This is a genomic window from Rhizobium sp. Leaf371 (genome assembly GCF_001424045.1).
Taxonomy (GTDB): domain Bacteria; phylum Pseudomonadota; class Alphaproteobacteria; order Rhizobiales; family Rhizobiaceae; genus Ferranicluibacter.
On sequence record NZ_LMQB01000003.1, the window covers coordinates 48,987 to 73,766 of the forward strand.

The following is a 24,780-nucleotide window of genomic DNA, read 5'->3' on the forward strand; positions in this document are numbered from 1 at the left end:
CGCGACAATACTTGTGACCGGGAAAAGTCCAGCTCGATCAAGACGATCGGATATGCCGCGGTTTACGCGACCTTCCGGTCGTCATCATCCTGCCCGTCGGCGGTTGCCGCCAGATCTTTTTCGATCTCGTCCAGCTGGCTCAGCTTGAGTTCGAGCTCGGCTTCGAATGAGAAGCTTTCACCCAGTCGCGGCGTATAAGAGGCGAGACGCCGTTTCGCATCGACGAGCCGATTGCGATGGTTCTCGCGTTCCTGTTCAAACCCGCTAATCGCGTGCTCGAAGCGGGAGATGGCACCGATCGGCGTCGTTGTTACGGCCAAGTCGATCTCGTAATCTCCGCCGCTGCGCTCCAACAGTGTCTCGTAGCGGTAGCCATCCTTGCCGAAGCGCTCGCCATGATAGGCGAGATCGAAGCCGCCGATGGTGGCGATGATTACCTCCTTCTCCTGCTGCATTTGTACCAGCGTCAGGATCTCCTTCATCAGCGCGCGGCCGGCGAGTTTGCGCTCGTCAAACTCGGTTTCCCCAACCTGCATCGCGAATGCGTCGCCCGCGGTCGGGACCAGACGGTTGATGTCCTTGCCCACATCCTCGATCCGGCGGCTGGAAAATTCGATATCCCGTTCGGCGTCGCGGATCTGGCGCCGGATCGCATGCTGATCGTCGATATGGGCGGCCCGCAGCCGATCGAGACGGGCGATCTCGGCCTCGAGCCCCGCCTTCTGGATCAGCCGCTCGTCGCCAGACGCGATGGCCTTGGCCATGGCGAACTGGTTTGCCTGCCCCTCACCCATGTCCTCAAGGCGTCGAACGCTGGTGTCACCGGAAAGAGCGGCCGCAATAAAGCGCGCCTTGCGCTCGTTGTTCTGCCACATCGTGGCATCAAGGCTCCCAAGCGTCGCGTAGGCGAAGACATCGACCTCATCATGCTGGTTGCCCTGGCGGATGATCCGGCCCTCGCGCTGCTCGATCTGCGATGGCAACCACGGCACATCAAGGTGATGGAGCGCCTTCAACCGGGCCTGGACATTGACACCGGTACCCATGGTCTCCGAGGACCCGATCAGCACGCGGACCTTGCCGGCATTGAAGTCGTTGAACAGCCGCTGCTTGGCGTCCGACTTCTTGTAATCCTGCATGAAAGCGATTTCGGAGGCCGGCACGCCGAGGCGGACGAGCTCATCGCGGATCCATCTGTATGCGGAAAAACCGCGGGATGCCTCGACATTGATCGTGCCGAGATCGGAGAAGATCAACTGGCCGGCGCCCGGCCGGTCGAACGGCTTGCCGTCCTTGCGACGATACTCTGCCCCTCCCGTTTCCTGCCAGATCCGGTGGACATTGGTGACCAGTGCATTCAGCTTGTTGGCCGCCTCATTGCCCATCGTTTGATCCACAAGCCGCAGATCGATCGCCGCATGGCGGCCGTCGGTGATGACCGAGAGCAGGATATCGTCGCCGGGCTTGGCCGGACCATCCCGCATTTCGATCGCCTTGATCCGCGCGTCCAGCTGTTTCTGGTAGGACTTGAAAGCGGCCGTCGGCTCGGCGGTGACGATCTGGCGCTTGCCGCCGGAGACCTCCGGCACTTTCACATAGGTCTTCAGATCGACCGGCAGCACGACGTCGGCAAACGATCGGAACATGGCGATCAGTTCGGGCACGTTGACGAACTGGCTGAAGCGCGTGACCGGCTTGTATTTACCCGATGGCTGCAGCTCGAGTTCCGTCGAGGTGTCGCCGAAGGTCGAGGCCCAGGCGTCGAACTCGTGCAGACCACGTTCCGACAATGCTGCCGGATCCATCATCCGCTGCACGGAAAACATCTCGCCAAGCGTGTTGGTGATCGGGGTGCCCGAGGCCAGCACCAGCGCCCTGCCGGGGTTCTTCGTCTCGATGAAGCGAGATTTTACGAACAGGTCCCAGGCCCGCTGCGAACCGTTCGGATCGACACCACGCAGGGTCGACATGTTGGTGGCGAACGACAGCTTGCGGAATTCCTGCGCCTCGTCGACGATGATCTGGTCGATCCCGAGCTCCGAGATGGTCAGCAGGTCGTCCTTGCGGGTGGCGAGTGCTTCTAGCCGTTCCTTGTGACCTTCCTTCATGCGCTCGATGCGCTTGCGCGATAGCCGGTCGTCGCGTTCGACCTTGGTGAGTAGTTCCTCGTAAAGCTCGAGCTCATCCTGGATCAGCTGGGCTTCGAACGCCGATGGCACGGATATGAACCGAAACGCCGAATGGGTGATGATGATGGCATCCCAGTTGGCTGTCGCTGCCCGCGACAAGAAGCGATGGCGCTTTTCCCTGACGAAGTTCGTTTCGTCGGCGACCAAGATGCTGGCATTGGGATAGAGCGCCAGAAACTCGCGGGCAGCCTGCGCCAGGCAATGGCCGGGCACGACCAACATCGCCTTCTTGATCAGGCCAAGTCGGCGCTGCTCCTCGATGGCGGCAGCCATGGTCAGCGTCTTCCCTGCGCCGACGGCGTGGGCAAGATAAGTGCTACCTGCCGAAATAACCCGCCAGATGCCGCGCTTCTGATGCCCATATAGAGAAAAGGCGCCTGAGGCGCCCGGTAGCTGAAGATGATCGCCGTTGAAGTGCCGCGGCGCGATATTGTTGAACGTGTCGTTATAGACGCGCGCCAGTCGGTCGGTGCGATCTGGATCCGACCAGATCCAGTATTGGAAGGCGGTCTTGATCTTGGCAAGCTTTTCCTTTGCAGCTTCCGTCTCGACCGTGTTCAGCACCCGGCGCTCGGTCTCGCCGTCGCGGACTGTATCGAAGATCTGCGGCACGGACGAGTTCAGGGCGTCGGATAGAAGCTGTCCGGCATGGCGGCGATGCGTGCCCCACTCCGTGGTGCCAGCGGCCGACCATTCCAGCTGCCGCGCATTGACCGTCCAGGTCGCCAGTTCCGGTAGATGATAAATGGAGATATCGGCCTCCATCATCTGTTTGACGAAAGCCACGACATCATCGGCCGGGATCCACGGCGCGCCGAGGCGGGCGGTGATGTCCGAGGGCCTGAGGTCAGCAGGCTGGACACGTTCGAGCGCTGCGACATTCCCGGCGAAGGCGGGATCGAGTTCGGCGGCGGCGCGAGCAACAGTGAGCTTCGAGCGGACTGCGCCGGACAGATAGGCATCCGCCATCTGCCAGGAGCCGTTGGACGGATCGCGGAAGATGGCCTCCCCCAGCTCCTCGATCACACCTTCCACGTCGCGGTGCAGCAGCTCGGCGATATGATCGGGATCGACATGACCGCGCTCGTTCAGCACCACGGCAAGCGCATCGAGCGCCGATGTAATGATAGGTGCCGGAGGCGGCGCGATGACACGCTCGGTAAAAATCGGCCCGGGCTTGGCGGTGTTTGTCTTCAGATCGTAGTCCTCGATCGAGGCGACCAGCCAGCAATCGGGGTCGTCGAGGAACGGCGCGAGGTTTGGCCGGCGGTGGACCTCCCTGACCTCCCCCGTCTCCGGATCCTCCGATGTCGAGACGGAGGTGAAGTTGATCGGGCCGAATTCTCGCAAGAAACTCGACCAGGCGATGCGCAATGAGACCTGCGCCTTTTGCCAGGGCTGGTCGCGCTCCTGAAGCTTGAGAATGAGCCGGACCGCGTCGCGGATCGGGATCAGCTTTCGGATGATCAGGGCGTGCTTGGCGAAGATGCCGTCGGTGCTGCGGCCCGTCCTGACTTCAACCGGGACAGCAACACCGTCGACCACCTGCATCAGTGCCGTGGCCTTGCCGATGAAATAGCTGCCCTCGCGAACTTTTGGGTCGTCCGGGCGCTCTGCTATGGCGTCGGCGACCTCGTCCTCGATCGCAAAATCGAACGTGCTGGCCTCGCCGTCGTAGATGTCGGCTGGTAGGTGACTGATCGCGGCGTTCAAGCTCGATTCAAGATCATCACCGATCAGGAGGCATGTGTAGGTTTCGCCGAAGGGACCTGACGTAATCGCATGCCGTCCCAGCACCATGTCGGAATGATCGGCGAACCACCTGTTGATACGGACGCTGTCGCCCTCACCTTCCACCTTTGCATCCGCGAGATCGAGCCAACTGCTGTCTCCAGCCGGCTCGTCGGCGCGTCGCTTCCGGAAGAAGAGGATATCGACGACCACATCCGTGCCGGCGTCCGCGCGGAAACTGGATTCGGGAAGGCGGATCGCGCCAACGAGATCGGCCATGCCGGCGATATGTTCACGGGCGCGGGCGTCAGCCTTGTCCATGGTGCCGGACGAGGTCACAAAGGCGGCAAGCCCGCCAGGCTTCAGCCGGTGGATGGACTTGGCGATGAAATAGTCATGCAGCCGCAAGCCGAGAGACCGGAAGGCCGGATCACTCTTCACCGTCCTGTCAGAAAACGGTGGGTTGCCGACCGCCAGATCGAAATGGTCGGGCAGGTTGGTGCGGGCAAAATCGCCGCAGACGATTCTGGCCCGTGGCTGCAGCAACCGGACGATACGCGCGGTGACGGGATCAAGCTCGATACCGGTGACGTGGCTCACCTTGGAGAGAGCATCCGGCATCAACGCAGGAAAGATGCCGACTCCGATACCGGGTTCCAGCACCCGGCCGCCGGCAAAACCGATCCGCGCCAAGGCTGCCCAGATGAAGCGGACGATGAACTCCGGCGTGAAGTGGGCATACTGGGTGCAGCGCGCCAGCGAGGCGTAGTCCGCGTCGCCGACCGCGGCCTCAAGACTCGCGCCGAGATCCTCCCAGCCTTTGCGAAAGCCGGTTTCGCCCGGGCGCCGGAACATGCCGTTAGCGAGAGCGGAAGCACCGAAGCCGGTAAAGCGGATCAGCTTTTCCTGCTCGGACCTTCGGGCCGGCCGGTCCTGGCGTTCGATTTCGCGGGCGGTGAGGATCGCCGCGACATTGTCGGCGGCGCGTCCACGCCAGGATTCGGCAAGCTGGCGGTTACCCTCCATCCGAAAGTCGATGCGTTCGCGCACGCGCGGGCGCTCGGATGCTCGCTCCGGTAGGCGCGACACCGGAGCCGGATCTGGTCTCGAAACCGGCTGAGGCACGAATGCCGGATTCCGTTGCTCATCGACCGGCGACGGCAAGGCGGTGGCGCCAAGATCGAAGGCGCCCGAGAAGGCGGTGGTGGAAAACAGGTCGAGGGTGAAGGGAACATGGGCCATCAGATGTCAGTCCTTTCGGGAAAAAGGGGCGCAACTCTGCCGGCGGCTGATCGCCACCGGGGATGCGGATGCGGGGAGATTGGGCTCGGAAAAGCTTGGCGACGGTCAGGCGGCGACATCGACCAGGTGACGGAACTGCACAGGCAGCTTGGCGGCGATCTCGGCATCGGTGAGATCGGAAAGCCGTTTCCATAGTTTTGCCTGAGTGGCGTGAAACACCGTGACGATGCGTTCGTCGGCAAAGCCTGGAACGAAGCGCCGGTCGGCATAGGCGCGAAACTCGGCCGTGGTTATGCTCCAGATATGCTCGAGCTTTTCGGACCGGCTCATCGCCCGCACGGGGCGGGACTCGCGGGCGAGGATCTCCGTGCGCATGCAGCCGATCGAGGCAGCGTCGGCCAGATCGCAATAGCTGTGAAACCAGCGGAAGCGGTCGTCAATCTTCAGGGCAAAGAACACGCTGGTCACCTGCGCTGCCTGGAACTCGCGCATGGCGAAATGGTCTCCGCGCAGGAACAAGGGCGGCAGGATGTCGAACATCCGGTTATGGTCGGCTTCCGATATCTCGAACCACTCGCCGGCATAGAGACCACCACTCATGCGTCGCTCCCCGCACGGCGCCTGGTTATGGCGGTTCATCATCGCGTAGAATTCGGCTCGGCTGGCGAGGCCCTCGAAGACCTTGCGCGGTGCTGTCGGATCGGTCATGGCTTTCTCCTGGGGTTGGGGCCGAAGAGCCTTGTCTCCGGACTTTTGATCACCCCATCCCATCGCCGCCTGGCGGATTGCCGGGTCAGGGGCCGCGCAAGCGGGCGAAGCCTTGCCCTTGACGCGGCCAACGCCCATGCGGCAGCTACTCCCCCCTCCCCTCCCCCTTTCTCCCTCCTCAGCCTACCCTTCCCGTCTCTGCGTCAGGTCGTCGTTCCAGTCGTCACCGACCGGGCACCGGCGCTGGAAACCGCAATCGGCGTCAACCGCGATCCGCCTCAACGTGTCGGCATAGGCCTCCCCCTGGCTGTTGCGGTCGGTGGCCGCGACCAGCAGATCGAGCCTCTTCGTCAAGGCGACGACGGCGCGTTCTGTTGCCGGGGACCAGCCACCGGCGGTGCTGGCGTAGAGCGTGTCGCGGCGATGACCTTCGAGCGCCGAGAGGCTGAGCGCATCGATGGCCGCTTCGCTGATGCAGAGCCGCGGGCCGGTCGCGTTTCCAAAGCGGAACAGCACCTTGGCGCCACCGCTCGAATATCCACGCCAGGACGGTCCCCGCTCCTCCCAGCCGCAAATCGCGCCGTCGTCGCTGTGATGGGCAAACCAGGCGCTGCCGGCCGGACCCTGGCGGATCAGACGGGCGGCAACGGCAAGATCGAGCACTGGAGCCGGAATGGCGCGCGCGCCTGAGAGATAGGCATGCGCCGGCGACCCCTCGCGCAACAGCGGCCGGGCCGCCCATCTTGAAGCGATATCTGCCCTGGGTTGCCGGGCCAGCGGCGAGCTCCAGAGGGCGGTCTGCGCCGGGGCGATACCGGCCAGCGCTGCGACGGCGGCCAGCGTCGAGGGAAAATCGCCCGGGTGCAGCCAGCCCAATAGGGCAAAGACGTCGCCCTTGCGATCGGAAAGCGGATCGAACCAGCCTTTGCCCTGATGGGTGACGATGATGATCTCGGCGCCGCGCCGGTATTTGACGGCACGGCGGGTGCTTTCCTTCAGGTCGAGCGCGAAGCCCGCCTGTTCCAGTCCAACGGCGCAGGAGACCCGCGCCCGAAGGTTTTCGATGTCTTCTCTTTGCATTTCCGTTTTCCCTTTCCGCCCTCATGATTGACAGGCAGGATCAGGCAGCCGCGAAGGCCTGCGGCGGCAAGGGCGCGGCGAGAGGATGGCAGCGATCGGAGAACAGGCGCGGCGGAGCTTCCCTTGCGGACGCTGGGCGCAAGTGGCATGTCGCTCAGCCACAGCACCTTGCTTAGGAAAAACTGCGGCCGCATCAGCGTCAGGGATGGATGCCCGACAGGGGGAAGACCGCTGGCGGGCTTCCGCTTTGCCGGCAGCCCGGCCCGAAGGGCGACGCCAGCCTTCCTGTCGGCGACCAGACGAACCGCAGAACGACTTCCATTTCGGCCGAGGGTTTCGCGAACGTGAATTCTGTCTCAATGTTAGAACACCAGGCATGACCGGGGAACGTGTCAGCCTACAGTGACAGCGAAACCATCAGGCAATGCCCCCGATCCTTCAACATCCGGATGACGCTTTGGATATCTCACCGATGCCTCGGTTGGCTATGTCCAGACGCCGACCTTTGCTACCGTGCTCATGCCACGACCCTGTTTCGGCCGAGGGCCTTCGCCCGATAGAGATTGTCGTCCGCTGTCTTCAGGCTGTTCGATGGATCAAAACCAGACGGGCAGTAGAGCGCCCCGATACTCGCAGAGATCCGCACCTGTGAACCAGAAGATGCTTTCAGAACAATACGGGCGACGTCCTCGCGAACCTCCTCGCAACGAGCGAGCATTTCATCGAACGTCAAACCGTTCTGAAACAAACCGAATTCTTCGCCTCCAAGACGTCCCGAGAAATCCGACTGGCTTTGGTAGCGGGCAAGGATCTGGCCGGTACGACGAAGGGCTTCGTCGCCGGTCGCATGACCATACCTGTCATTGATCGTCTTGAAATGATCAAGGTCCAGAAACAGCAGGGCACCGGATGCGCCCTTTTGGCTGGCGACGTTCAGGGCTTCGAGAAACGCGCTCCGCGTGAGCACCCCTGTCAGTCCATCGGTCCGCGATTGAAGGTGAAGTGCCTCATAGGCATCCGCGAGCTTCTGCAAAGCCTCTTTCGCGGCTGCTTCTGCCCGTCGAACTTTCTCTGACTGGGTGAAATGGAGGGCGGAGGCCGGGATCGATATCGCCAGCGGGCAAAAAATGGTCATGAACAGGCCCGCACCCGCCACCTGCCCGCCGAGAAACGGTACAATGCTGAACGAAAGACCCAGCGAGGCCACCACCGACAGTAATCCGGTCAAAATTGACTTCTGAACAATACGACGCATCGATATCACCGTGTGGAAATAATAATATCTATGAACCTCATCACTTTAAAGATGGTTGAAACACTCCGGTAAAAGTCGAGCCATGTGCCCCACAACTGGAAAACCGGCCTCTGACGTTACGCGCGGGGAGTATCCGCCGGACTGTGGCTTGCAGGGATTATATGGAGCGAGGTTCGGATTGTGGTCACAGAGATCGCTTAGGTCCTTCGGCATCACGGTCAGAATGAACGCGGAGCATCGATGATGAACGAAAAAACGATCGAAACATCCCATGGACAGATCGCAGTCTACGACACGCCGGGAAACGGAATTCCTGTCCTGATGATCCACGCCAATTCCGTCTGCAAGGAGACATTCCATTTCCAGATTGAGGCCCTTGCTGGCAAGCACCGTATCATCGCCGTAGACCTGCCGGGCCATGGCCAATCCTCTGATGCCATCGATCCGCTGCGCACTTATAATTTCAACGGATACGCCGACACCATCTGCGAGGTGATTGAAGCGCTCGACATCGATCAATTCGCCTTGCTCGGCCACTCTCTCGGCGGCCATGTCGCCCTGGAACTGATGAGGCTCCTCCCGGAAAGGACGGCCGGTACGATGATCTTCGGCACACCGCCAATCCCTCCGGGTCCGGAGGGTGCAGCGCTCGGCTTTCTTCCCAATCCGGAATTCGCCAACACTGGCAAAGAAACCCTGAGTGAGCAAGAAATCGACATGGTCGTCGCGCTGGCGCTCGGATCAGATGCCGTCCACGACACGTTCTGGAAAACCGCTGTCCGACGAACGGACGGGCGCTCGCGCCAGTTGATGATCGATGCAGCACTTGCCGGAAGACATTCCGATCAGCGTGCCCTCGTGAAGACCTCTCCTGTTCCGCTCGCCATCGTCAACGGCGCCGACGACCCGGTGATCAATCTCGATTACATCGACAGCCTGACATTCGCGAACCTCTGGGAGAGCGGTCCGGTTCGTGTGGAAAATGCCGCACATGGTGTCCATTGGCAAAGGCACAAGGAGTTCAACGTCCTGCTGGATGGCTTCCTCAGCACAATCGCTTAAAGGTGGAATGGGCGCAGCTTCAGCGAATTCATTCTGCCCGCCTCTCGCGTCCGGCATTGCTTTGCATCAAGGCCATCAGCATCGGACCGACGGAAAACTCGCCTCTCTCCACCGTCATGTCAGATCGCGCAGATCACCGCTGGCCGGATTGCTCTGTCCTCCCCTTTCGAGAATGCAAGCCATGGCGGCCGCGCCATTCCAGTCCACGGCTTCGCAGGCAGACTGGCTTGCATCCGCGCGAGCCCCGGACATCGATTGTACGGTCACGGCGAAAGACGTCAGGTCACGCCAGTTCGCCCCACCCCTACTCCCCATACATCGCGATATCAGGGCACGCCTTCAGCACCATCTCAAACGTGCGGGCTTTTCTCAGCTCACTCGGCGGTTAGCTGGCGAGACCATTGTCATAGAAGAGAACGGGCCGGCTATTGGAGCCGCAATCGGATCCATGAGACGCTTCGGGCGTGACCCCTGTCGGCGCCTCAGGCAAGATAAGTCAACCCCGCTGCGGAACTTGGTACCAGTATCTTGTCTCACGATGGTGGGAGCACACGGGACGGCTGGATCGCACTGGTGATGGGCCGACACATTATTCACGCGCCAGCCCGTTTACAGCGGCTGCCACCGCAAGTCACGGCTATGGTTTAAACCGCTCCAGCATGGCCTTGAGTTGAGCGTTCTGCAGCTTGAGTTTGCCGACGAGTGCGCGGCGCAACAGCTTTATCTCGTCATCGAGGCTGAGGGCCCGAGGGGTGACTGGGAGGGGATTTGCACGCTTGCGCCCAGCGGCAGCCTGCTCGGTCCTGTTATTCTGTCGCCGTGGCGCCCGAGCTTTCGACGCAGGCGCTGCCGCCTCGGGTTCGGGCGGCGCCGCGACACCATCTCCGGCAGCGATAGCGGCGGAATAAGCAGCATCCCTCGCCTGTTCCGCCACAACCCCGTCGGGACGCTCGACGGCAATGGTCGGTTCGCCCATATCATCGGCTGTCACGCCGATAAGTGCCGGCGGGCTCACAGATGCTGCGTCATCAGCAACCGCGTCAGGTTCGGGCGTTGCCGCGACACTATCTCCACCAGCGATAAAGGAAGCGATAACGGCGGGATAAGCAGCATCCGTCGCCTGCTCCGCGACAAGCGCCGCCGGAAGCTCGATGACAGAGGCCGGTTCGACTCTATCTTCGGCAATCACACCGGCAAGCGGCGGTTGGCTCAGGGAGACTGGATGATCAGTGACCGCCTCGGCAGCGCGCGCCGTCTCGGCCTCCTCTCCACCAACGGTGTCAGGGGGCGGCAGGCTCTGTTGCGGAGCCTGGTGCCGTCTCGACGTCAGGCGGGTAACGTAATTCCATAGCGATGCCATGATGATTGACCTTGTGTTCTACCCGCTTGGACATTAGCGAGCGCGAACCGGGCGGCGGCCGCAACCGCGCCGATGCAACGGTCGCGGCTCGCTTGCCTGCACCGTCAAGCGAGATTGAGGCGCTTTCGTAAATCCGCATTCTCGGTGCGCAGCTTTTCGGAAAGCTGTTTGCGAAGGCTGCGGTTTTCGTCTTCGAGCCGCAGGAGCTCCGCCATCTCGTCGATCGCGTCCATGGCTGGTGCGACGTCGGCGACGGTTGCGCGCTTTTCACTGGCTGGCGCCTTAGCTTCGGCAACAGCCGGTGCAGCAGCCGACTTTGGCTTTCGGCCACGCCTGGGCTTGCCAGCGGTCGCGTCATTAGTGTCGGTTTGGGCGCTGACCGCCTTCTTTGCCCGCGGCTTGCGCTGCTTGACCGGCGGTGCTGTTACCGCGGCGGGCTCTGGCGCACCTGCATCCGGCTGGACGTCGGTGTCCGAATTCACATTCGTGTCGGCGGTCTTATCCGCGTCCGTCACGGTCTCGATTTCGTCGGGCATGTGGCTCTCCTGTGTCACCAATCCATTGTTCGGCTGCGGGATGACCGGTGTCAACACCGGCATCTGCAAACTGTCTTGCGCCAAGGCCGAATTGCCAATCGAGGCTTCCTCTTGCGCGACGCTTGAGAAAAGTCCGTCATCATGCGCTTGACGCGCCACGGACTTCAGATCGAGGTTTCCCCATATCGACTGTGGCTTGCGTTCAGATTTGCGCCGCCCGGATTTATATTCGACGGTGAAGCTGCGGGTAGTTTTTTTCACGGGATCATGCCTTGATATCTCATGCCGATGTATCAGCCATTGATGGGTGATCGCAAGACCGCACGGCAAGCGCAAGGCCCGGTTTCCGCACCGGGCCTTTGAGCCTTTTTTGAGCAGAGCCCCCGTATGCAGAACTCCGGCTATCGTTATCTCATCGTCGATGCCAGGCCCCCCCTGGTAGGATAACATTACGTGCAAGCTGAGAAATGCGTCTTTCTTCAAGACGTCCGAGCTTCTGACGAATGGCACGCTGCGGGAGAAAGTCGGGGACCAGCCTGACCTCGTTGAGGTCGCGATAGACAGGCAAGCCAGGCCGCAGCGGCGGTCGACTGGCTTAACGCTCCGGGATCGATAGATTAAGTCAGGACGTCGATTGGCATCTCATCGCAATGACGATCTGGAAGGCGATCATCCGTGAATTTGCGTTCGTTGTTCTCGCGAAGACGCCAAAACAGATGTTGCATGATTGGCTTCGGATGATAATCTTTGACTGATCGGAGCCAGCAAGTTGCGTAGGGCGAACGCTCCAGCTGGGCGAGCTTCCCGAATTTGCTGGAAAACCAACGCAGATCTGCCGGCCCTGCTCAAGAAAATGCGGCTCGGGTGGGTGAAATTGCTATCCCACGGTGGGTTAGGGATCCGACCCAGGTGGGGCCCAAATCCTATCCACTAAGCAGCATTACCTATCAGCGCTATATGCCAGGTAGACGAAACATGGATAGGCTGGTGCGGTAGATTTTTAGCCTACCTGCGTTTGCGGGACCTATTGAAGGTGTGGGCTTTTTCTATCACATTCTCGCTATGTTCAACGTTCGCGAGACCTCCAATGACCATTCAGGATAATATCGTCGTCGCATTTCCGACGAAACCCGACGAGCCTGCCTCAAGTAGCTTCGACAAAATCTGGGGCAAGAAGGTGAAGAGCCATGGCTATGCAGCCATCCCAACCATTCTCATTCGCTCGCAGCATAGGCTTGGCATCAACAGCACCCAGTTCTGTTTGCTGATGCACTTGCTTGATCTCTTCTGGTCGCCGGATCGTCCCCCCTTCCCCACCAAGCAGCAATTGGCGGACCGGATCGGCATCAAGCCATCCAGCATCAAGCCCAACATGAAGGCATTGGAGACCGCGGGCCTCATAAAGAGGGTGCAGCACAGGACGTCATCTGGAGACTGGGGCGCCAACACCTATCACCTGGATGGTCTGATCCAGCGTATCAAGGACCTGGAGCCCGACTTCGATCTGGAGAAGAAGAAGAGACTGGCCGAGAGAAAGCGGGTAGAGACACCGAAGGGCAAGCGACCTAAGGGTGAGCCTACACCCAAGAAATGAATTACCCCGGCCGCATGCCAAGGGCAGAGACGGTACCGGGGTTTACGCAGACAGATATATACAGGGGTGGGGCATAAATCAACCCCATGGGCACATGAGCATAGACGAGACCATACCCTACCCGGGCATAGAGGATACTCTGTCAGCCGACAGGTTCGGCACCTACCTCGCATGGGCCGGGGGTGACCGCAACAAGGCCGTGGCTCTCTATACCCTCAATGCCTTGCTCAGCGAAAGCCTGAACCTCCCACTGCATATGCTGGAGGTGGCCTTGCGCAACCGCATCCACCTGGTCATGAGCACAGTGCATGAAGAGACCTGGTTTGATATGCCCGAGCACCGGCTGAACCCGGTACAGGCCGACATGATCGCCGGAGCCCGCAAGGATCTCACCGACCACGGCAAGGACGATACCCCCGCCCGGATTGTCGCCGCGTTGACCTTCGGCTTCTGGACCGCGATGCTTGGCAAGGAATATGAAGACCTTTGGCAGAAGACCCTTAAGGACATCGCCAAGCGGGAAGACGGCAAAGGTCTTCGCCGCAAGGATTTCACACGATCACTCAGTTCAATTCGCACGCTAAGAAACCGGCTGGCCCATCATGAAACGGTGCTCTACTGGAATCTGCGAAAACACTATGCCAACATCATACAGATGACCTCGTGGCTATCACCGGTTGCCGCTGACTGGTGTAGGGCATACTGCCGTTTCGAGAGTCTCTATCCGGTAGAGGGAATGGATCTGCACAGTGATAAGCCGGAAAAGACGGAACTGGCGTAACCTAACGAACGAGGAACCGCGGCGAGTCGGATGATAAATGCGGCGATCACAATTCCGCTTCTCCGGCACGTGCAGCGTTGCCAGCGGTGAGCTTTTTATACAGACGGAAAAGTAAGATGGAACAATGTGCCACCTCCCTCAGGCCCCTGCAATTCAGCTAGTGCTCGCGGCAAGCGCGAAGACAATCATTCCTCCTCACTATTTGCGACTGAGGTTACGGCGTAAAGCAACAGCCTCCGAAATCCTTCGAACGACGACCATGAACCTCTTGCTCCCCTAAAGATCTGGCACCTGCTTCGAGCCCTCTTGGAACGCTCGCAGGGCGCGTTCGGGGGCGCTTTGCATGTATCCATTATAATTATATCCTTCTCTTTCAATGTGTTAACCCGGTTTGCAGCTGCAAACTAGTTTTAGGACCTTTGCGGAACATTATTGCAGGTCGCGCGAACTCTAATTCGACGTTATGACAATTCGAATTGCGCAGTCCGTCTACGTCTTCAAGCGAAACACAAGATAATAGGACCGGTCCGAAAAAACCGGCGGCCGCTGCGGAGGACAAGAACGCTTTTGAATTAGGGAAATGGGATGGAGGGACCTTCACTCGATTCAGTGTGAGCCTGCGCCGGAATAACATCAGTCAGACTGAGCTGCCAGGCTCGCTGTGCCCCACGCTCGGGGCGAGCTTAGCCAACTGCTCGCTTCATAAACGCTTACGCGCACGCTCCATCAAGCTTTCGCAACGATAGGCACGAACCAATCCGCCTCTATATGAGGTTTGCTGGCGGTGGATTGACAAGGTCGCCACACACAAGGTGCGGTAGAGATTACGCATCGAGGTCGTTACGGGCGCATGTGATTCCTGCCCCACTAAAGCCGGGTAGAAGCGCTCGCCGGGTTCCGGGTCTTTGCCAGGGGCGCTGCAGCATCGGCCTGTCTCTGGGCGGCGCTGGCTATGTCGGATACTTCATCAGCGCCGCCTTCGCCGTCCAGTTGGCCGGCGCGGCCATTCCGCCCGTCATCATCGGCACCATGCCGGTCTTCCTGGCGATCCTCGCCAATGTGAGGGACCGATCGGTGTCCTGGATGGCTCTCGCGCTGCCGCTGGCCCTGATTGCAGGTGGCGTGGGTATCGTGAACGTCGCAACGGTTCGCGCGGCGGATGCTGCGGACGCGGCGTCGATCATGCTCGGCGTTCTCGCAAGTCTGGCAGCCCTGGCGATCTGGATCGCCTACGGCTTGGCCAATGCGGCTGTCATGCGGTCAGCGGACGCGCCGGATGGCCTGCAATGGACGGGGCTTCAAGGCATCGGCGCGGCGATCGGAAGTCTGCTCCTTTTGCCATTGGCGTCGTTCGATCTCGCGGAGGCAGCATACGCTTCGGAGACGACGCGCTTCATCGTCTGGGCCGTGGTGATGGGGCTCGCCGGCTCATGGTTTGCGACCTGGTGCTGGGTGGTAGCCTCCCGTCGCCTGCCGCTGGCGCTCGCGGCCCAGCTGATCGTCGCGGAAACCGTGTTCGGCCTCGCCTATGGCTTTCTCTTCGAGGGCCGGTTGCCCTCTCCGGCCGAGGCCATCGGGGCGACGATGCAAATCGCCGGTGTCTTCTTCGGCATCGCGGCTTTCATCAAACCGCGGGCTTCATAGCCCTTGGAGAGCGAACTTCCACGAAATTTCCTTGCGGAATTTTTTTCTTTTCGCTTGTAAAAATCTTGTCCGATGTGAATTTGACGTCGACGGTGGGCGCGGCCGGAAGGGTCGCAGGCGGGAAGCGGGCATGGCGAAGAAAAGCTACAAGTCGATGGACGAATTCGCCCAGGCCTGCGGTGTTTCGCGCCCGACGCTGTCGAAGTATTTCCACGACCCCTCGAACGTCAAGGAGGTCACGCGCAAGCGGATCGAGGCGGCGCTGAAGAAGTCGAATTTCGAGCCCAATCTCTTTGCCCGGCACCTCAACCGCAAGCGCACGCGCAATATCGGCGTCCTCGTTCCCACCATTTCAGACCCCTTCTATGTGCAGGTCGTCACGCTGATCGAGCTGGAGCTGCGCGCGCGCGGATACTGGCCGATCCAGATCTCCTCGCACACCCGGCCCGATCTGGAGGAGGAAGCGATCCGGACGCTGCTGGCGCTGAAGGTGGCGGGGGCCATCGTCGCGCCGCTCGGTGCCGGCTCGCAGGCCTCGACGCTCCAGCGGCTGACGGATACGATCCCGGTCGTCTGCTTCGACAGTCCGGCGAGCTTTGACCTGCCCTATGTCGGCAACGACAATGCGCAGAGCGTGGCGGCCATGGTGCAGTATCTCTGTCGCTCGGGCGAGCCGCCGGTCTTTCTGGAAATTCCGCAGGTCAACGAGAACTCCGGCGAGCGGCAGGAGAGCTACCGGGCGACGATGCTGAAGGAGGGACACGAGCCCCTGGTGATCGACTGCGAAACGCCGGCCTCCTGGGAGTTCGAGCGGCTGGGCTTCGAGCAGATGCAGACCATCCTGAAGCGGGACGGCCTGCCCGGCCGGACGCTCTTCTGTGCCAATGACCGCTTCGCCTTCGGGGCGATGGCGGCGGCCTTCGCGGCCGGGCTGAAGATCGGGCGTGGCGAGGGCTGCGACGTGCGGATCGCCGGCCATGACGACCATCCGCTGAGCCGCTACACCTGCCCGCCCTTGACGACCATGGCGCAGGATGCCGCCGCCATCGCCGCGACGAGCGTCGAGATCCTGCTGCGCCGGATCGACGATCTCGACGAGGGACGCCCGATGCAGGACGACAAGGTCATTCTGGAAGCGACGCTGGTCATGCGGGAGTCCGCGTGAGGCCTATGGTCGTCCGGCCTATCGTCTTGCCCGGCCGATTTTCGCATCGAACGCGGCCCAGGCTTCGGCCGCGGCCTCCAGCGCGTCCCGGGCTTCCGGGATTAGGCCGCCCATGGAGACGAAGCCGTGGATCTGGCCCGGCCAGGTCCGGACGATCGCTTCCGCCTCCATTTGCAGGCGCTCGGCATAGGCCGCACCCTCGTCGTAGAGCACGTCGTGACCGGCCAACGCGACGAAGGCCGGAGCGACGTCCTCAAGCGAGGAGACGAGCAGCGGCGACAGGCGCCAGTCCGTCCCGTCGTCCTCCCGCGGCAGGTAATGCGCGCGGAACCAGGCCATGCCGGCAGCGGTAAGCCCGAAATCCCGGGCGTAAGCGGCATAGCTGGCGGAGGTCTGCCGCTGGTCCGTCACGGGGTAGATGAGGATCTGTGCCGTCACCTGTGGCAGCGCGCCGTCCCGCGCCATCAATGCGAGAACCGCCGCGAGATTTCCGCCGGCACTGTCGCCGCCGACCGCGATGCGGGCAGGATCGATGCCATAGCGATCGGCGTGCGCCGCCATGTCGGCGAGAAGCGCGGCGCAATCCTCGACCGCTGCGGGATAGGGATGGTCGGGTGCGAGCCGGTAATCGGGCGAGACCACGACGGCGCCCGCCAGATTGGCGAGGATGCGGCAGATATCCTCATGGCTTTCCGGCGCCCCGACGACCCATCCGCCGCCATGCAGATAGAGAAGCGCCGGCGCGCCTTCGGCCGGTGCGCCCTGCCCGCGCCAGAGGCGCAGGCGCAGCGGCCCGAGAAAGCGCTCCTCCGTCGCCGCGACCTCTTCGAGCGGCTTTTGCAGCGCGGCGAAGCCTTCGAGAAAGCCCGTGCGGGCCTCCTCCGGCGAGAGCGTCTCGATCGGCGGCGCATTTTCCCGCGCCATCAGGTCAAGGACGCGCCGTGCGGAGAGATCGAGCGCTGTCATGCGAGCAGGCTCCGGGCTTCGTCTTCCCGCAGTTCGGCCGGCTGGTCCAGCGCACCCTCGATCGCCTGCGCGTTCCCGGTTTCCGCCGCCCGCAGGATACCCTCCATGATCTCCAGCACATGCAGCGCGAGCGCGCCGGAGGCGCGGGGTGCCCGTTTCTCGCCGATGGCGCGGGCGAGGTCGGCAAGGCCGAGCATGCGGTAGTTCGCCCTGTCCGGCGCATCGACGGGCCAGTTGACGGCGCCGCAGGGGAGCGTTGCCGTATCCGTCTCCTTCCAGTCGGCGCCGCGCTCGGACACGGCCACCGTGCCGCCGAACGTATCGGGGTCCGGCAGCCGGAGCGACCCCTCCGTGCCGTGCAGTTCGATCGGATGGTTGGAATGGCGGAAGACATCCCAGGACGCCCCGAAGGTGATCGTCGCGCCGTTCTCAAATTCGAGCAGCGACAGAACGCTGGTCGGCGTCCCCACGGAAAAGCGCGTGCCCTGCTTCGGGCCTTCGGCGGTGATCAGCCGGTCCTTCTGGCCGCTGGTCGCCACGGCCTGCACGCGGCGGACGGGGCCGATCAGGTTGACCAGCATCGTCAGGTAGTAGGGACCCATATCCATGACCGGGCCGGCGCCGGGCTGGTAATAAAAGCCGGGGTCCGGATGCCAGTGCTCCATGCCGCGTCCCATCATGAAGGCGGTGCCGGTGACCGGCTTGCCGATCGCGCCGGCCTCCATCAGGCGCCGCGCATGCCGCCCGGCGGCGCCCAGAAACGTATCGGGCGCCGAACCGATCAGAAGCCCGCGCGCTTCGGCTTCCCGCACCAGCCGGCGTCCGAGCTCCGCCGTCACCGCCAGCGGCTTCTCCGTGAAGACGTGCTTCTGCGCCTCCAGAGCCTGCATCGAAATGTCGAAATGGGCTGCGGGAATGGTGAGGTTGAGCACGAGGTCGATATCGGCCGCCGCCATCAGGGCATCGACGCCGCTCGCGCGCAGGCCGAACTGCGCGGCGCGCTGGTCGGCCGCCTGCGGATTGACGTCGGCGCAGGCGACGATCTCGACGTCGCGAAACAGCGGTGCGTTGCGCAGATAGGCCATCGAGATATTGCCGCATCCCACGATGCCGATCCGGAGGGGTTGGCGTGATGTGTTCGTCATGTGCTGAGCCTGATCGTTGAGCCGCGTGGTCGCAAACACGCAGACAAAATATGTTGACGTGCGATAAGAATTTATCTTACGTACAACCAACCAGGCTGGGAGGCAACGGTGACATCCATCAAAATCACGACGGCTTCCGGCCATCCCGGCGGCATCGATGCCTGCGGATGCGATGCCTCCGCCGCCTGCCGCATCTCCCGCCTCTTCGCCTGACGAACCGCCGGAGACGGCCGCGCGGCTCGCCCGGAAACCATGACAGGAACCGACGGATGACGAAAACAGAACGGAAGTTCGGCTGCCAGACCTACACATGGGAAATGCTCGGGTCCGGTTGGAACGGCGGCCCGGACGCGCTGATCGCGGCGGTCGCAGACGGCGGCTACACCGGCATCGAGATCACCAACACCATGATCGGCGATTACGCGGCGCGCCCGGACGACTTCGCACGGGCGCTGGACGGCGCCGGCCTGACGCTCGTCTCCTTCGCGTTCGGCTCTGACAGCGGCTTCACCCTGCCCGTCCGGAGCGGGGAGGATCTGGATGCCGTCAGGCGCTGGGTGGATTTCGTCGCCCGGTTTCCCGGCGCGCTGGTCTCCCTCGGCTCGGCCACATCCGTGTCGGACGGACCCCGGGACGACGGGTTCGGGGTCGCAGCCGAGATCTACAACAGGGCGAGCGAGATCGGGCGCGGGGCCGGCGTGGTCGTTGCCGTCCACCCCTCCTCGCACCACCGGACGCTGCTTTCCACCCGCAGCGATTACGACGAGATCTTCTCGCGTCTCGACCCTGAGGTCGGCTGGGTGCCCGATACCGGGCACATCCTGCGGGGCGGCCAGACGATGGCCGACACACTCGCCGCGCATCACGATCGCATCCGCTACGTCCACCTGAAGGACGTGGATGCCGCCGGCGACTGGGCGATGCTGGGGGCGGGCGTCTGCGATATTGCCGAGGTCATCGCCATCGTCGCGAAGGCCCCGAATTTCAACGGCTGGATCGTGGTCGAGGAGGAATCCGACGCGGCGGGCAAGGACCCGGCAGGCGCCGTGCGCGCCAACCGCGAGACGCTCTCCCGCATGGGTTTCGACGACGCCCGCACGGGAGCAGGGTCGTGATCCGCAAACAGGAAAGACGGCTCCGGGTGGGCGTGCTCGGATGCGGACCCATCGCGCAGTTCGCGCATCTGGAATCCTGCGTGAAGGCCGGCAATGCCGATCTCTATGCCATCTGCGATGCGGCGCCGGACCTTCTGGCGCGCATGGCGGCGACCTACGAGCCGCAACGCAGCTATGCCGATTACGACGAAATGCTCGCCGATCCGGAGCTGGAGGCCGTCATCGTCGCGACGTCGGACGCCTATCACGTGCCGATGTCGATCAAGGCGCTCGACGCCGGCAAGCATGTGCTCTGCGAGAAACCGATCGGCGTCTCGATCGAGGAAGGCGAGGCGCTGGCCCGCGCGGTGGAGGCCTCCGGCAAGATCCTCCAGGTCGGGCACATGAAACGCTTCGATCCGGCGCTGGAGGCGGCACGGGATTTCGTGCGCGACGACATGGGCGAGATCCTGGCGCTCAAAGCCTGGTACTGCGACAGCACGCATCGCTACACCAACACGGACGCCGTGCAGCCGCTGCCGGTGTCGAGCAAGCTGGCGAAGCGGCCGGGCGGCAATCCCAAGGCCGATCTCCGGCAATATTTCATGCTGGCGCACGGGTCGCATCTGGTCGACACCGCCCGCTTCTTCTGCGGCGATATCGTCGCCGTCCGCGCGCGTCTGGCCACGCGCTTCGGCGCTTATTGCTGGTTCGTGGAAACCGAATTCGCCAATGGCGCCCTCGGCCATCTCGATCTCACCGTCGCGGTGCGGATGGACTGGCACGAGGGTTTTCAGCTCTATGGCGAGAACGGCTCGGTGATCGCGAAGACGTTCAATCCCTGGTATTTTCGCGCCTCCGAGGTCGATATCTTCCACGAGAAGGATGCGACGTCGCGGCGTCCGCTCGGGGCCGACGGCCACTTCTTCCGCCGCCAGGTCGAAGGGCTTGCGGACACGGTCCTCACGGGTGCGCCGATGCGCGGTGCGGACGTCCGCGACGGCCTCGCCTCCATCCGCGCCATGGTCGCCATCGCCCGCTCGGTGGAGACCGGCGAACGCGTCGAGCTGGCCTCCGTCACGGGAGCGGTCTGATGCAGCTCGGCATCTTCGCCAAGACCTTTGCCGGGACCGACCCCACGCAGGTGCTGCAGGCGGCGCGCGCAGCCGGCTACGCGACAGTGCAGTTCAACCTCGCCTGCACAGGCCTGCCCTCCCTGCCGGACGAGATCGCCGACGTCGCAGCCCTGGTCGCCCGGATCGATGCGGCCCGTGTCGCATCCGGCGTCGGTATCGCGGCGCTGTCCGGCACCTACAACATGGCGCATCCCGACCCCGCGGTGCGCACCCGCGGACGGCAGGCGCTCGGCCATATCATCGATATCGCGGGCGCGCTGAAGATCCCGCTCGTCACACTTTGCACCGGCTCCCGCCACCCCGGCGATCAGTGGGCACACCACCCCGACAATGCGACGCTCGAAGCCTGGGCCGACATGGTCGCGGACATGGCGGACGCCCTTCAGCGTGCGGAGGCTGCGGGGATCACGCTCGGGATCGAGCCGGAACAGGCGAATGTCGTCGCGTCGGCCGACGATGCCCGCCGGTTGATCGGGGAGATGGCCTCCGACCGGCTGCGGATCGTGCTCGATCCCGCAAACCTCTTCGAGAAGGCGGATGCCGGGCACGCCCGCACAATCGTCGCGCGCGCCGTGGAGATCGCGGCGGGGCTGACTGTCATGGCGCACGCCAAGGACCGGCAGGCCGACGGCCGCTTTGCCGCACCCGGACGCGGCGTCGTGGATTTCGCCGATTTCATCGCGCGGCTGCGCGCCTCCGGATTCGAGGGCGCCGTCGTGACGCATGGCCTGGAGCCGGAAGACGCGCCCGACGTTGCCCGGTTCCTGGCTCCGCTCCTCACGGTGCCGGCATGAGGCAGGCGGTTCTCTTCCAGCACGGATTGGGCGGCGACGACGCGCAGGCGGCGGCAAACTGGCCGGAGACGTCGAATGCGCTGCGGGTAACGATCAACAGTCGCGGCCACAAGGAAACGCCGCTCGGTCCCGACCGGCCGTTCAGCATCCCGCTGTTTGCAAGGGACGCGCTGGATGCCATGGCGGGGCACGAGAGGTTCATCGCGGGCGGCCTATCGATGGGCGCCGCCATCGCCCTCTATCTCGCCTGCCATCATCCCGAGCGGGTGACCGGCCTCATCCTCGTGCGCCCCGCCTGGACCTTTACCAGCGCCCCCGACAATATGGCACCCATCGCCGACATCGCGGCCCTGCTGCGGCGCCTGCCGCCCGAGGCCGCACGCGCGGCCTTTGCCGAGGGGGAGACCGGGCAGCGCCTCGCGCGGGATGCGCCCGACAATCTCGCCTCGCTGCTCGGCTATGCCGACCGACCCCAGCCCTCGCGCTTTGCCGAGGTGCTCGCCGATATCGCCGCGGGTTCCCCCGGCGTCAGCCGGCAGGCGGTCGAGGCCCTGCGGCTTCCCGCCCTGATCATTGCCAACGCGCACGACGCCATCCATCCGCGCGCCTGCGCCGAAACGCTCGCGGAGGCGATCCCCGGTGCCCGGCTCGTCACCGTGGCGCCAAAGGCGCTCGAACGGGATCGTCACCACCAAGAGGTCAGGGCCGCGATTGCGGACTTTCTCGCCATGCACACCCGGAGCCCATCATGATCGAAAACCACGCCCATGCCATCTCGGCCCTGCCCCGCAACCGCCTGCTTGCGGAATTCTCGTTGTGGTCGGCCGATCTGGTCAATCTGCAGCGCGACCTCGCCCGCATCGAGGCGGTCGCCGATCTTCATCATATCGATGTCGCGGACGGGCGTTTTGCGCCGGGTTATCTGTTCTTCCCCGATCTCGTCGCCCAGATCTCGCAGCAGACCAAGGTTCCGATCCACGTCCATCTGATGGTGGAGGCCGACAGCGTCGAGGCGCAGGCCGCGCAGTTCGTCGAAGCCGGCGCCAGCCTTCTGAGCGTGCATGCCGAAAACGGCGACGCCGGCCTTCGCGCGCTGGCGGCGGCGCGTGAGGCCGGTGTCGTCGGCGGCGTGGTCCTGCGGCTGGAGACGCCGGTCGAGGCGATCCTGCCCTTCCTGCCGCATGTCGGCATGGTCACGCTGCTCGGCACGCGGATCGGCGTCAAGGGGCAGTCGCTTGCGCCCGAGGCGTGCGGCCGGCTGGGGGAAGCACGGCGTCTTATCGAGGCGGCCGGGCTTTCCAACATCATCCTCGCCGCCGATGGCGGCATCCGCGAGACCACGGTGCCCGCGCTGCGCGCGGCAGGGGCTGAGACCGTCGTCCTCGGATCGCTTGCCTTCGGCGCGCCGGATCTCGCGGCCCGGATCGACTGGCTGCACGGACTTGGCGGCAGGGCGGCATGACCGCCGCCGCAGCCCTTGCCTTCGATCTTGGCGGCACCGATCTGCGGGCCGCGATCGTCACGCGGACAGGCGAGGTGCGGCAGGCGCTGACGGTGCCGACGCGCGCGCGCGCGGGGGTCGATGCGGTGCTCGACCAGATGGCGTCGCTCGCCGAGACGTTGATGGCGGAGACGGACGGCACCATCGCCGGCGTCGGGCTCGGCGCACCGGGGCCGCTCGACCCGTCGGCCGGCATCATGATCGCACCGCCGACGCTCGCCGGCTGGCACGATGTCGCCGTGGTCGAGCGTCTGTCGGCGCGGCTCGGCCTGCCGGTGTTCCTCGACAATGACGCGAACATGGCGGCGCTCGGCGAATGGCGCCATGGCGCGGCCCGGGGATTCGAGACCGTGCTGTTCGTCACCGTCTCCACCGGCATCGGCGGCGGCGTCGTCTCCGGCGGGCGCATCTTTCACGGCCGTCGCGGCCTTGCGGTCGAGATCGGCCATATGACCCTCTCCGGGTCCGGCCCGCGCTGCCTCTGCGGCAATGTGGGATGTTTCGAGGCGCTGGCATCGGGAACCGCCCTCGGTCATCGCGGTGCCGACGCCGCTTTGCGACCGGGCGGCGAAAAGATCGCTGCGGCCCAATCAGCCATCGGCCGTCCGGGCGCGCGGTCGGTGGTGGAGGCGGCGCGGGTGGACGATCCCGTCGCCCTCGCCCTGATCGCGGAGGAGGCGGAATGGCTCGGCATCGGACTGACCAACCTGCTGCACATCTTCTCGCCGGATATCGTCGTTATCGGCGGCGGCCTTTCGAATGCCTTCGATCTCCTGATCGGCGGCATCCGCAGCGTCGTCGCGACACGCGCCATGTCGGCCTATCGCGACGTCGTCATCGTGCGGGCGGGGCTTGGAACGAATGCCGGGCTGGTGGGAGCCGCCGGGCTGGTCTTTGCGCAGCCGGGCTTCACGATCCGGGCCGACCGCGATCAGACGTAGCGGACCTCGACGCCCAGCTTGTCGAGGCGGCCGCGGATCGAATAGGGCATGCCGGTATCGGTGATGATCATGTCGACGCGCGACAGCGAAAACGCCTTGGACGAGGCGCCAGTGTCCCATTTGGTCGAGTCTGCAACCAGGATAACGCGCCGCGCCATGCGCACCAGGTTGCGTTTCGTGCGGGCGATATCCTCGGAGACGTCGACGACGTCGAAGGCGTGATCGATCGCATGCGCGCTGACGAAGGCCTGGTGCGCCACCAGTCCGCCCACGGCCTTGTCGGCATCCGACACGATGGTGCTAACCGTGTTGGGAAACACCCGGCCGCCGATCATGTGGACGTCCAGTCCGGGGCGGTACATCAGGTGCTGGGCGATGTTCATGGCGGTCGTGGCGACCACCACATTGTGCACCGGCGGCATCTGCATCGCCAGTTGCAGCAGCGTCGAGCCGCTGTCGAAGACGATGGACTGGTTGTCGAGGATGAGCCGCGCCGCCATCTGGGCGATCCGGCGCTTGGCCTCGAAGTTGCGGTTCATCCGTTCCTCGAAGGCGGCGGCCGGCGAATCCACCGGCAAGGCGATGGCGCCGCCATGCGTCTTGATAAGCTGCTTCTTCCCGTCGAGATTTTCGAGGTCCGAGCGAATGGTGACTTCGGACACGCCGAAGCGCTCCGCAAGCTCCCGGGTCTTCGCCTGCCCCACGCGCTGGAGCTCAAGCATGATCTGGTGTCGTCGTTGTTCTGCAAGCATGGCGGTTCCGGTGGCGGAAGACTTTCGAAAAAACGAAGCAGACATCGCATGTGCGATGCCGAAATAAGCGTGTGCAGCGCAATATAGCGGAGATCTTTCGGAAA

General features: G+C 63.5%; 21 protein-coding genes. 11 read left to right on the forward strand and 10 right to left on the reverse strand.

What is annotated here, in order from left to right; translation table 11 throughout:
- Positions 1-62 precede the first annotated feature (62 nt).
- From ASG39_RS05675 to ASG39_RS05690, 4 genes are all read right to left on the reverse strand, one after another.
- Positions 63-5,162, reverse strand: a complete 5,100-nt coding sequence (locus ASG39_RS05675; RefSeq protein ID WP_062593799.1) for a helicase-related protein — start codon at positions 5,160-5,162, stop codon at positions 63-65.
- A gap of 105 nt (positions 5,163-5,267) precedes the next feature.
- Entirely contained in the window at positions 5,268-5,870 is a 603-nt protein-coding gene (locus ASG39_RS05680) for a DUF1419 domain-containing protein (protein WP_062593800.1), read from the reverse strand.
- Positions 5,871-6,053: 183 nt separating this feature from the next.
- Positions 6,054-6,950, reverse strand: a complete 897-nt coding sequence (locus tag ASG39_RS05685) for a DUF3991 and TOPRIM domain-containing protein (protein ID WP_062593801.1) — start codon at positions 6,948-6,950, stop codon at positions 6,054-6,056.
- Positions 6,951-7,467: 517 nt separating this feature from the next.
- Entirely contained in the window at positions 7,468-8,205 is a 738-nt protein-coding gene (locus ASG39_RS05690) for a GGDEF domain-containing protein (protein WP_062593802.1), read from the reverse strand.
- Between the two features lie 240 nt (positions 8,206-8,445).
- On the opposite strand from ASG39_RS05690, the gene ASG39_RS05695 reads away from it, so the two are divergent.
- Positions 8,446-9,267, forward strand: a complete 822-nt coding sequence (locus ASG39_RS05695; protein WP_244481142.1) for an alpha/beta hydrolase — start codon at positions 8,446-8,448, stop codon at positions 9,265-9,267.
- Between the two features lie 114 nt (positions 9,268-9,381).
- Here the strand turns inward: ASG39_RS05695 and repC are convergent, their stop codons facing one another.
- The 3 genes from repC to ASG39_RS23040 all read right to left on the reverse strand — a co-directional run bounded on the left by repC (position 9,382) and on the right by ASG39_RS23040 (position 11,424).
- Positions 9,382-9,582: a replication initiation protein RepC gene (gene repC, locus ASG39_RS24425; RefSeq protein ID WP_347360153.1), complete on the reverse strand. Its 201-nt coding sequence runs from the start codon at positions 9,580-9,582 to the stop codon at positions 9,382-9,384.
- Positions 9,583-9,904: 322 nt separating this feature from the next.
- Entirely contained in the window at positions 9,905-10,627 is a 723-nt protein-coding gene (locus ASG39_RS05700; RefSeq protein ID WP_062593803.1) for a hypothetical protein, read from the reverse strand.
- Between the two features lie 104 nt (positions 10,628-10,731).
- Positions 10,732-11,424 (reverse strand): hypothetical protein, encoded by a 693-nt coding sequence (locus ASG39_RS23040; RefSeq protein ID WP_082476974.1) that lies wholly within the window; start codon positions 11,422-11,424, stop codon positions 10,732-10,734.
- An 826-nt stretch (positions 11,425-12,250) separates the two neighbouring features.
- Between ASG39_RS23040 and ASG39_RS05710 the strand changes: the two genes are divergently transcribed.
- The 4 genes from ASG39_RS05710 (at position 12,251) to ASG39_RS05725 (ending at position 16,347) form a co-directional block, all read left to right on the forward strand.
- Positions 12,251-12,757, forward strand: coding sequence for a MarR family transcriptional regulator (locus tag ASG39_RS05710; RefSeq protein ID WP_062593806.1), 507 nt, complete (start codon positions 12,251-12,253; stop codon positions 12,755-12,757).
- A 94-nt stretch (positions 12,758-12,851) separates the two neighbouring features.
- Complete coding sequence (locus tag ASG39_RS05715; protein WP_062593808.1) at positions 12,852-13,538, forward strand: Abi family protein; 687 nt, start codon at positions 12,852-12,854, stop codon at positions 13,536-13,538.
- A gap of 990 nt (positions 13,539-14,528) precedes the next feature.
- On the forward strand, positions 14,529-15,182 hold the full coding sequence (locus ASG39_RS05720; protein WP_244481144.1) for a DMT family transporter: 654 nt from the start codon (positions 14,529-14,531) through the stop codon (positions 15,180-15,182).
- A 130-nt stretch (positions 15,183-15,312) separates the two neighbouring features.
- Positions 15,313-16,347, forward strand: a complete 1,035-nt coding sequence (locus ASG39_RS05725) for a LacI family DNA-binding transcriptional regulator (RefSeq protein ID WP_062593810.1) — start codon at positions 15,313-15,315, stop codon at positions 16,345-16,347.
- A gap of 18 nt (positions 16,348-16,365) precedes the next feature.
- Here the strand turns inward: ASG39_RS05725 and ASG39_RS05730 are convergent, their stop codons facing one another.
- Both ASG39_RS05730 and ASG39_RS05735 read right to left on the reverse strand, forming a co-directional pair.
- Entirely contained in the window at positions 16,366-17,313 is a 948-nt protein-coding gene (locus tag ASG39_RS05730; RefSeq protein WP_062593811.1) for an alpha/beta hydrolase, read from the reverse strand.
- Entirely contained in the window at positions 17,310-18,458 is a 1,149-nt protein-coding gene (locus tag ASG39_RS05735; RefSeq protein WP_062594158.1) for a Gfo/Idh/MocA family oxidoreductase, read from the reverse strand. The genes ASG39_RS05730 and ASG39_RS05735 overlap by 4 nt, the downstream gene beginning before the upstream one ends.
- Positions 18,459-18,727: 269 nt before the next feature.
- On the opposite strand from ASG39_RS05735, the gene ASG39_RS05740 reads away from it, so the two are divergent.
- The 6 genes from ASG39_RS05740 to ASG39_RS05765 are packed head-to-tail and all read left to right on the forward strand — an operon-like array spanning position 18,728 to position 23,924.
- Positions 18,728-19,573, forward strand: coding sequence for a sugar phosphate isomerase/epimerase (locus ASG39_RS05740; protein WP_062593813.1), 846 nt, complete (start codon positions 18,728-18,730; stop codon positions 19,571-19,573).
- Positions 19,570-20,646, forward strand: a complete 1,077-nt coding sequence (locus ASG39_RS05745; RefSeq protein WP_062593816.1) for a Gfo/Idh/MocA family oxidoreductase — start codon at positions 19,570-19,572, stop codon at positions 20,644-20,646. The genes ASG39_RS05740 and ASG39_RS05745 overlap by 4 nt, the downstream gene beginning before the upstream one ends.
- Positions 20,646-21,482, forward strand: a complete 837-nt coding sequence (locus ASG39_RS05750) for a sugar phosphate isomerase/epimerase (protein WP_062593818.1) — start codon at positions 20,646-20,648, stop codon at positions 21,480-21,482. Before ASG39_RS05745 ends, ASG39_RS05750 begins: the two co-directional genes overlap by 1 nt.
- Positions 21,479-22,234, forward strand: coding sequence for an alpha/beta fold hydrolase (locus ASG39_RS05755; protein ID WP_082476975.1), 756 nt, complete (start codon positions 21,479-21,481; stop codon positions 22,232-22,234). Before ASG39_RS05750 ends, ASG39_RS05755 begins: the two co-directional genes overlap by 4 nt.
- Positions 22,231-22,944, forward strand: coding sequence for a ribulose-phosphate 3-epimerase (locus ASG39_RS05760; RefSeq protein WP_062593820.1), 714 nt, complete (start codon positions 22,231-22,233; stop codon positions 22,942-22,944). The genes ASG39_RS05755 and ASG39_RS05760 overlap by 4 nt, the downstream gene beginning before the upstream one ends.
- The gene (locus ASG39_RS05765) at positions 22,941-23,924 is read left to right on the forward strand and encodes an ROK family protein (RefSeq protein WP_062593822.1); all 984 of its coding nucleotides are present in this window, start codon (positions 22,941-22,943) and stop codon (positions 23,922-23,924) included. Before ASG39_RS05760 ends, ASG39_RS05765 begins: the two co-directional genes overlap by 4 nt.
- Here ASG39_RS05765 and ASG39_RS05770 read toward each other — a convergent pair.
- The gene (locus ASG39_RS05770) at positions 23,915-24,676 is read right to left on the reverse strand and encodes a DeoR/GlpR family DNA-binding transcription regulator (protein WP_062593824.1); all 762 of its coding nucleotides are present in this window, start codon (positions 24,674-24,676) and stop codon (positions 23,915-23,917) included. The two genes, ASG39_RS05765 and ASG39_RS05770, sit on opposite strands and share 10 nt — an antisense overlap.
- Positions 24,677-24,780 lie beyond the last annotated feature (104 nt).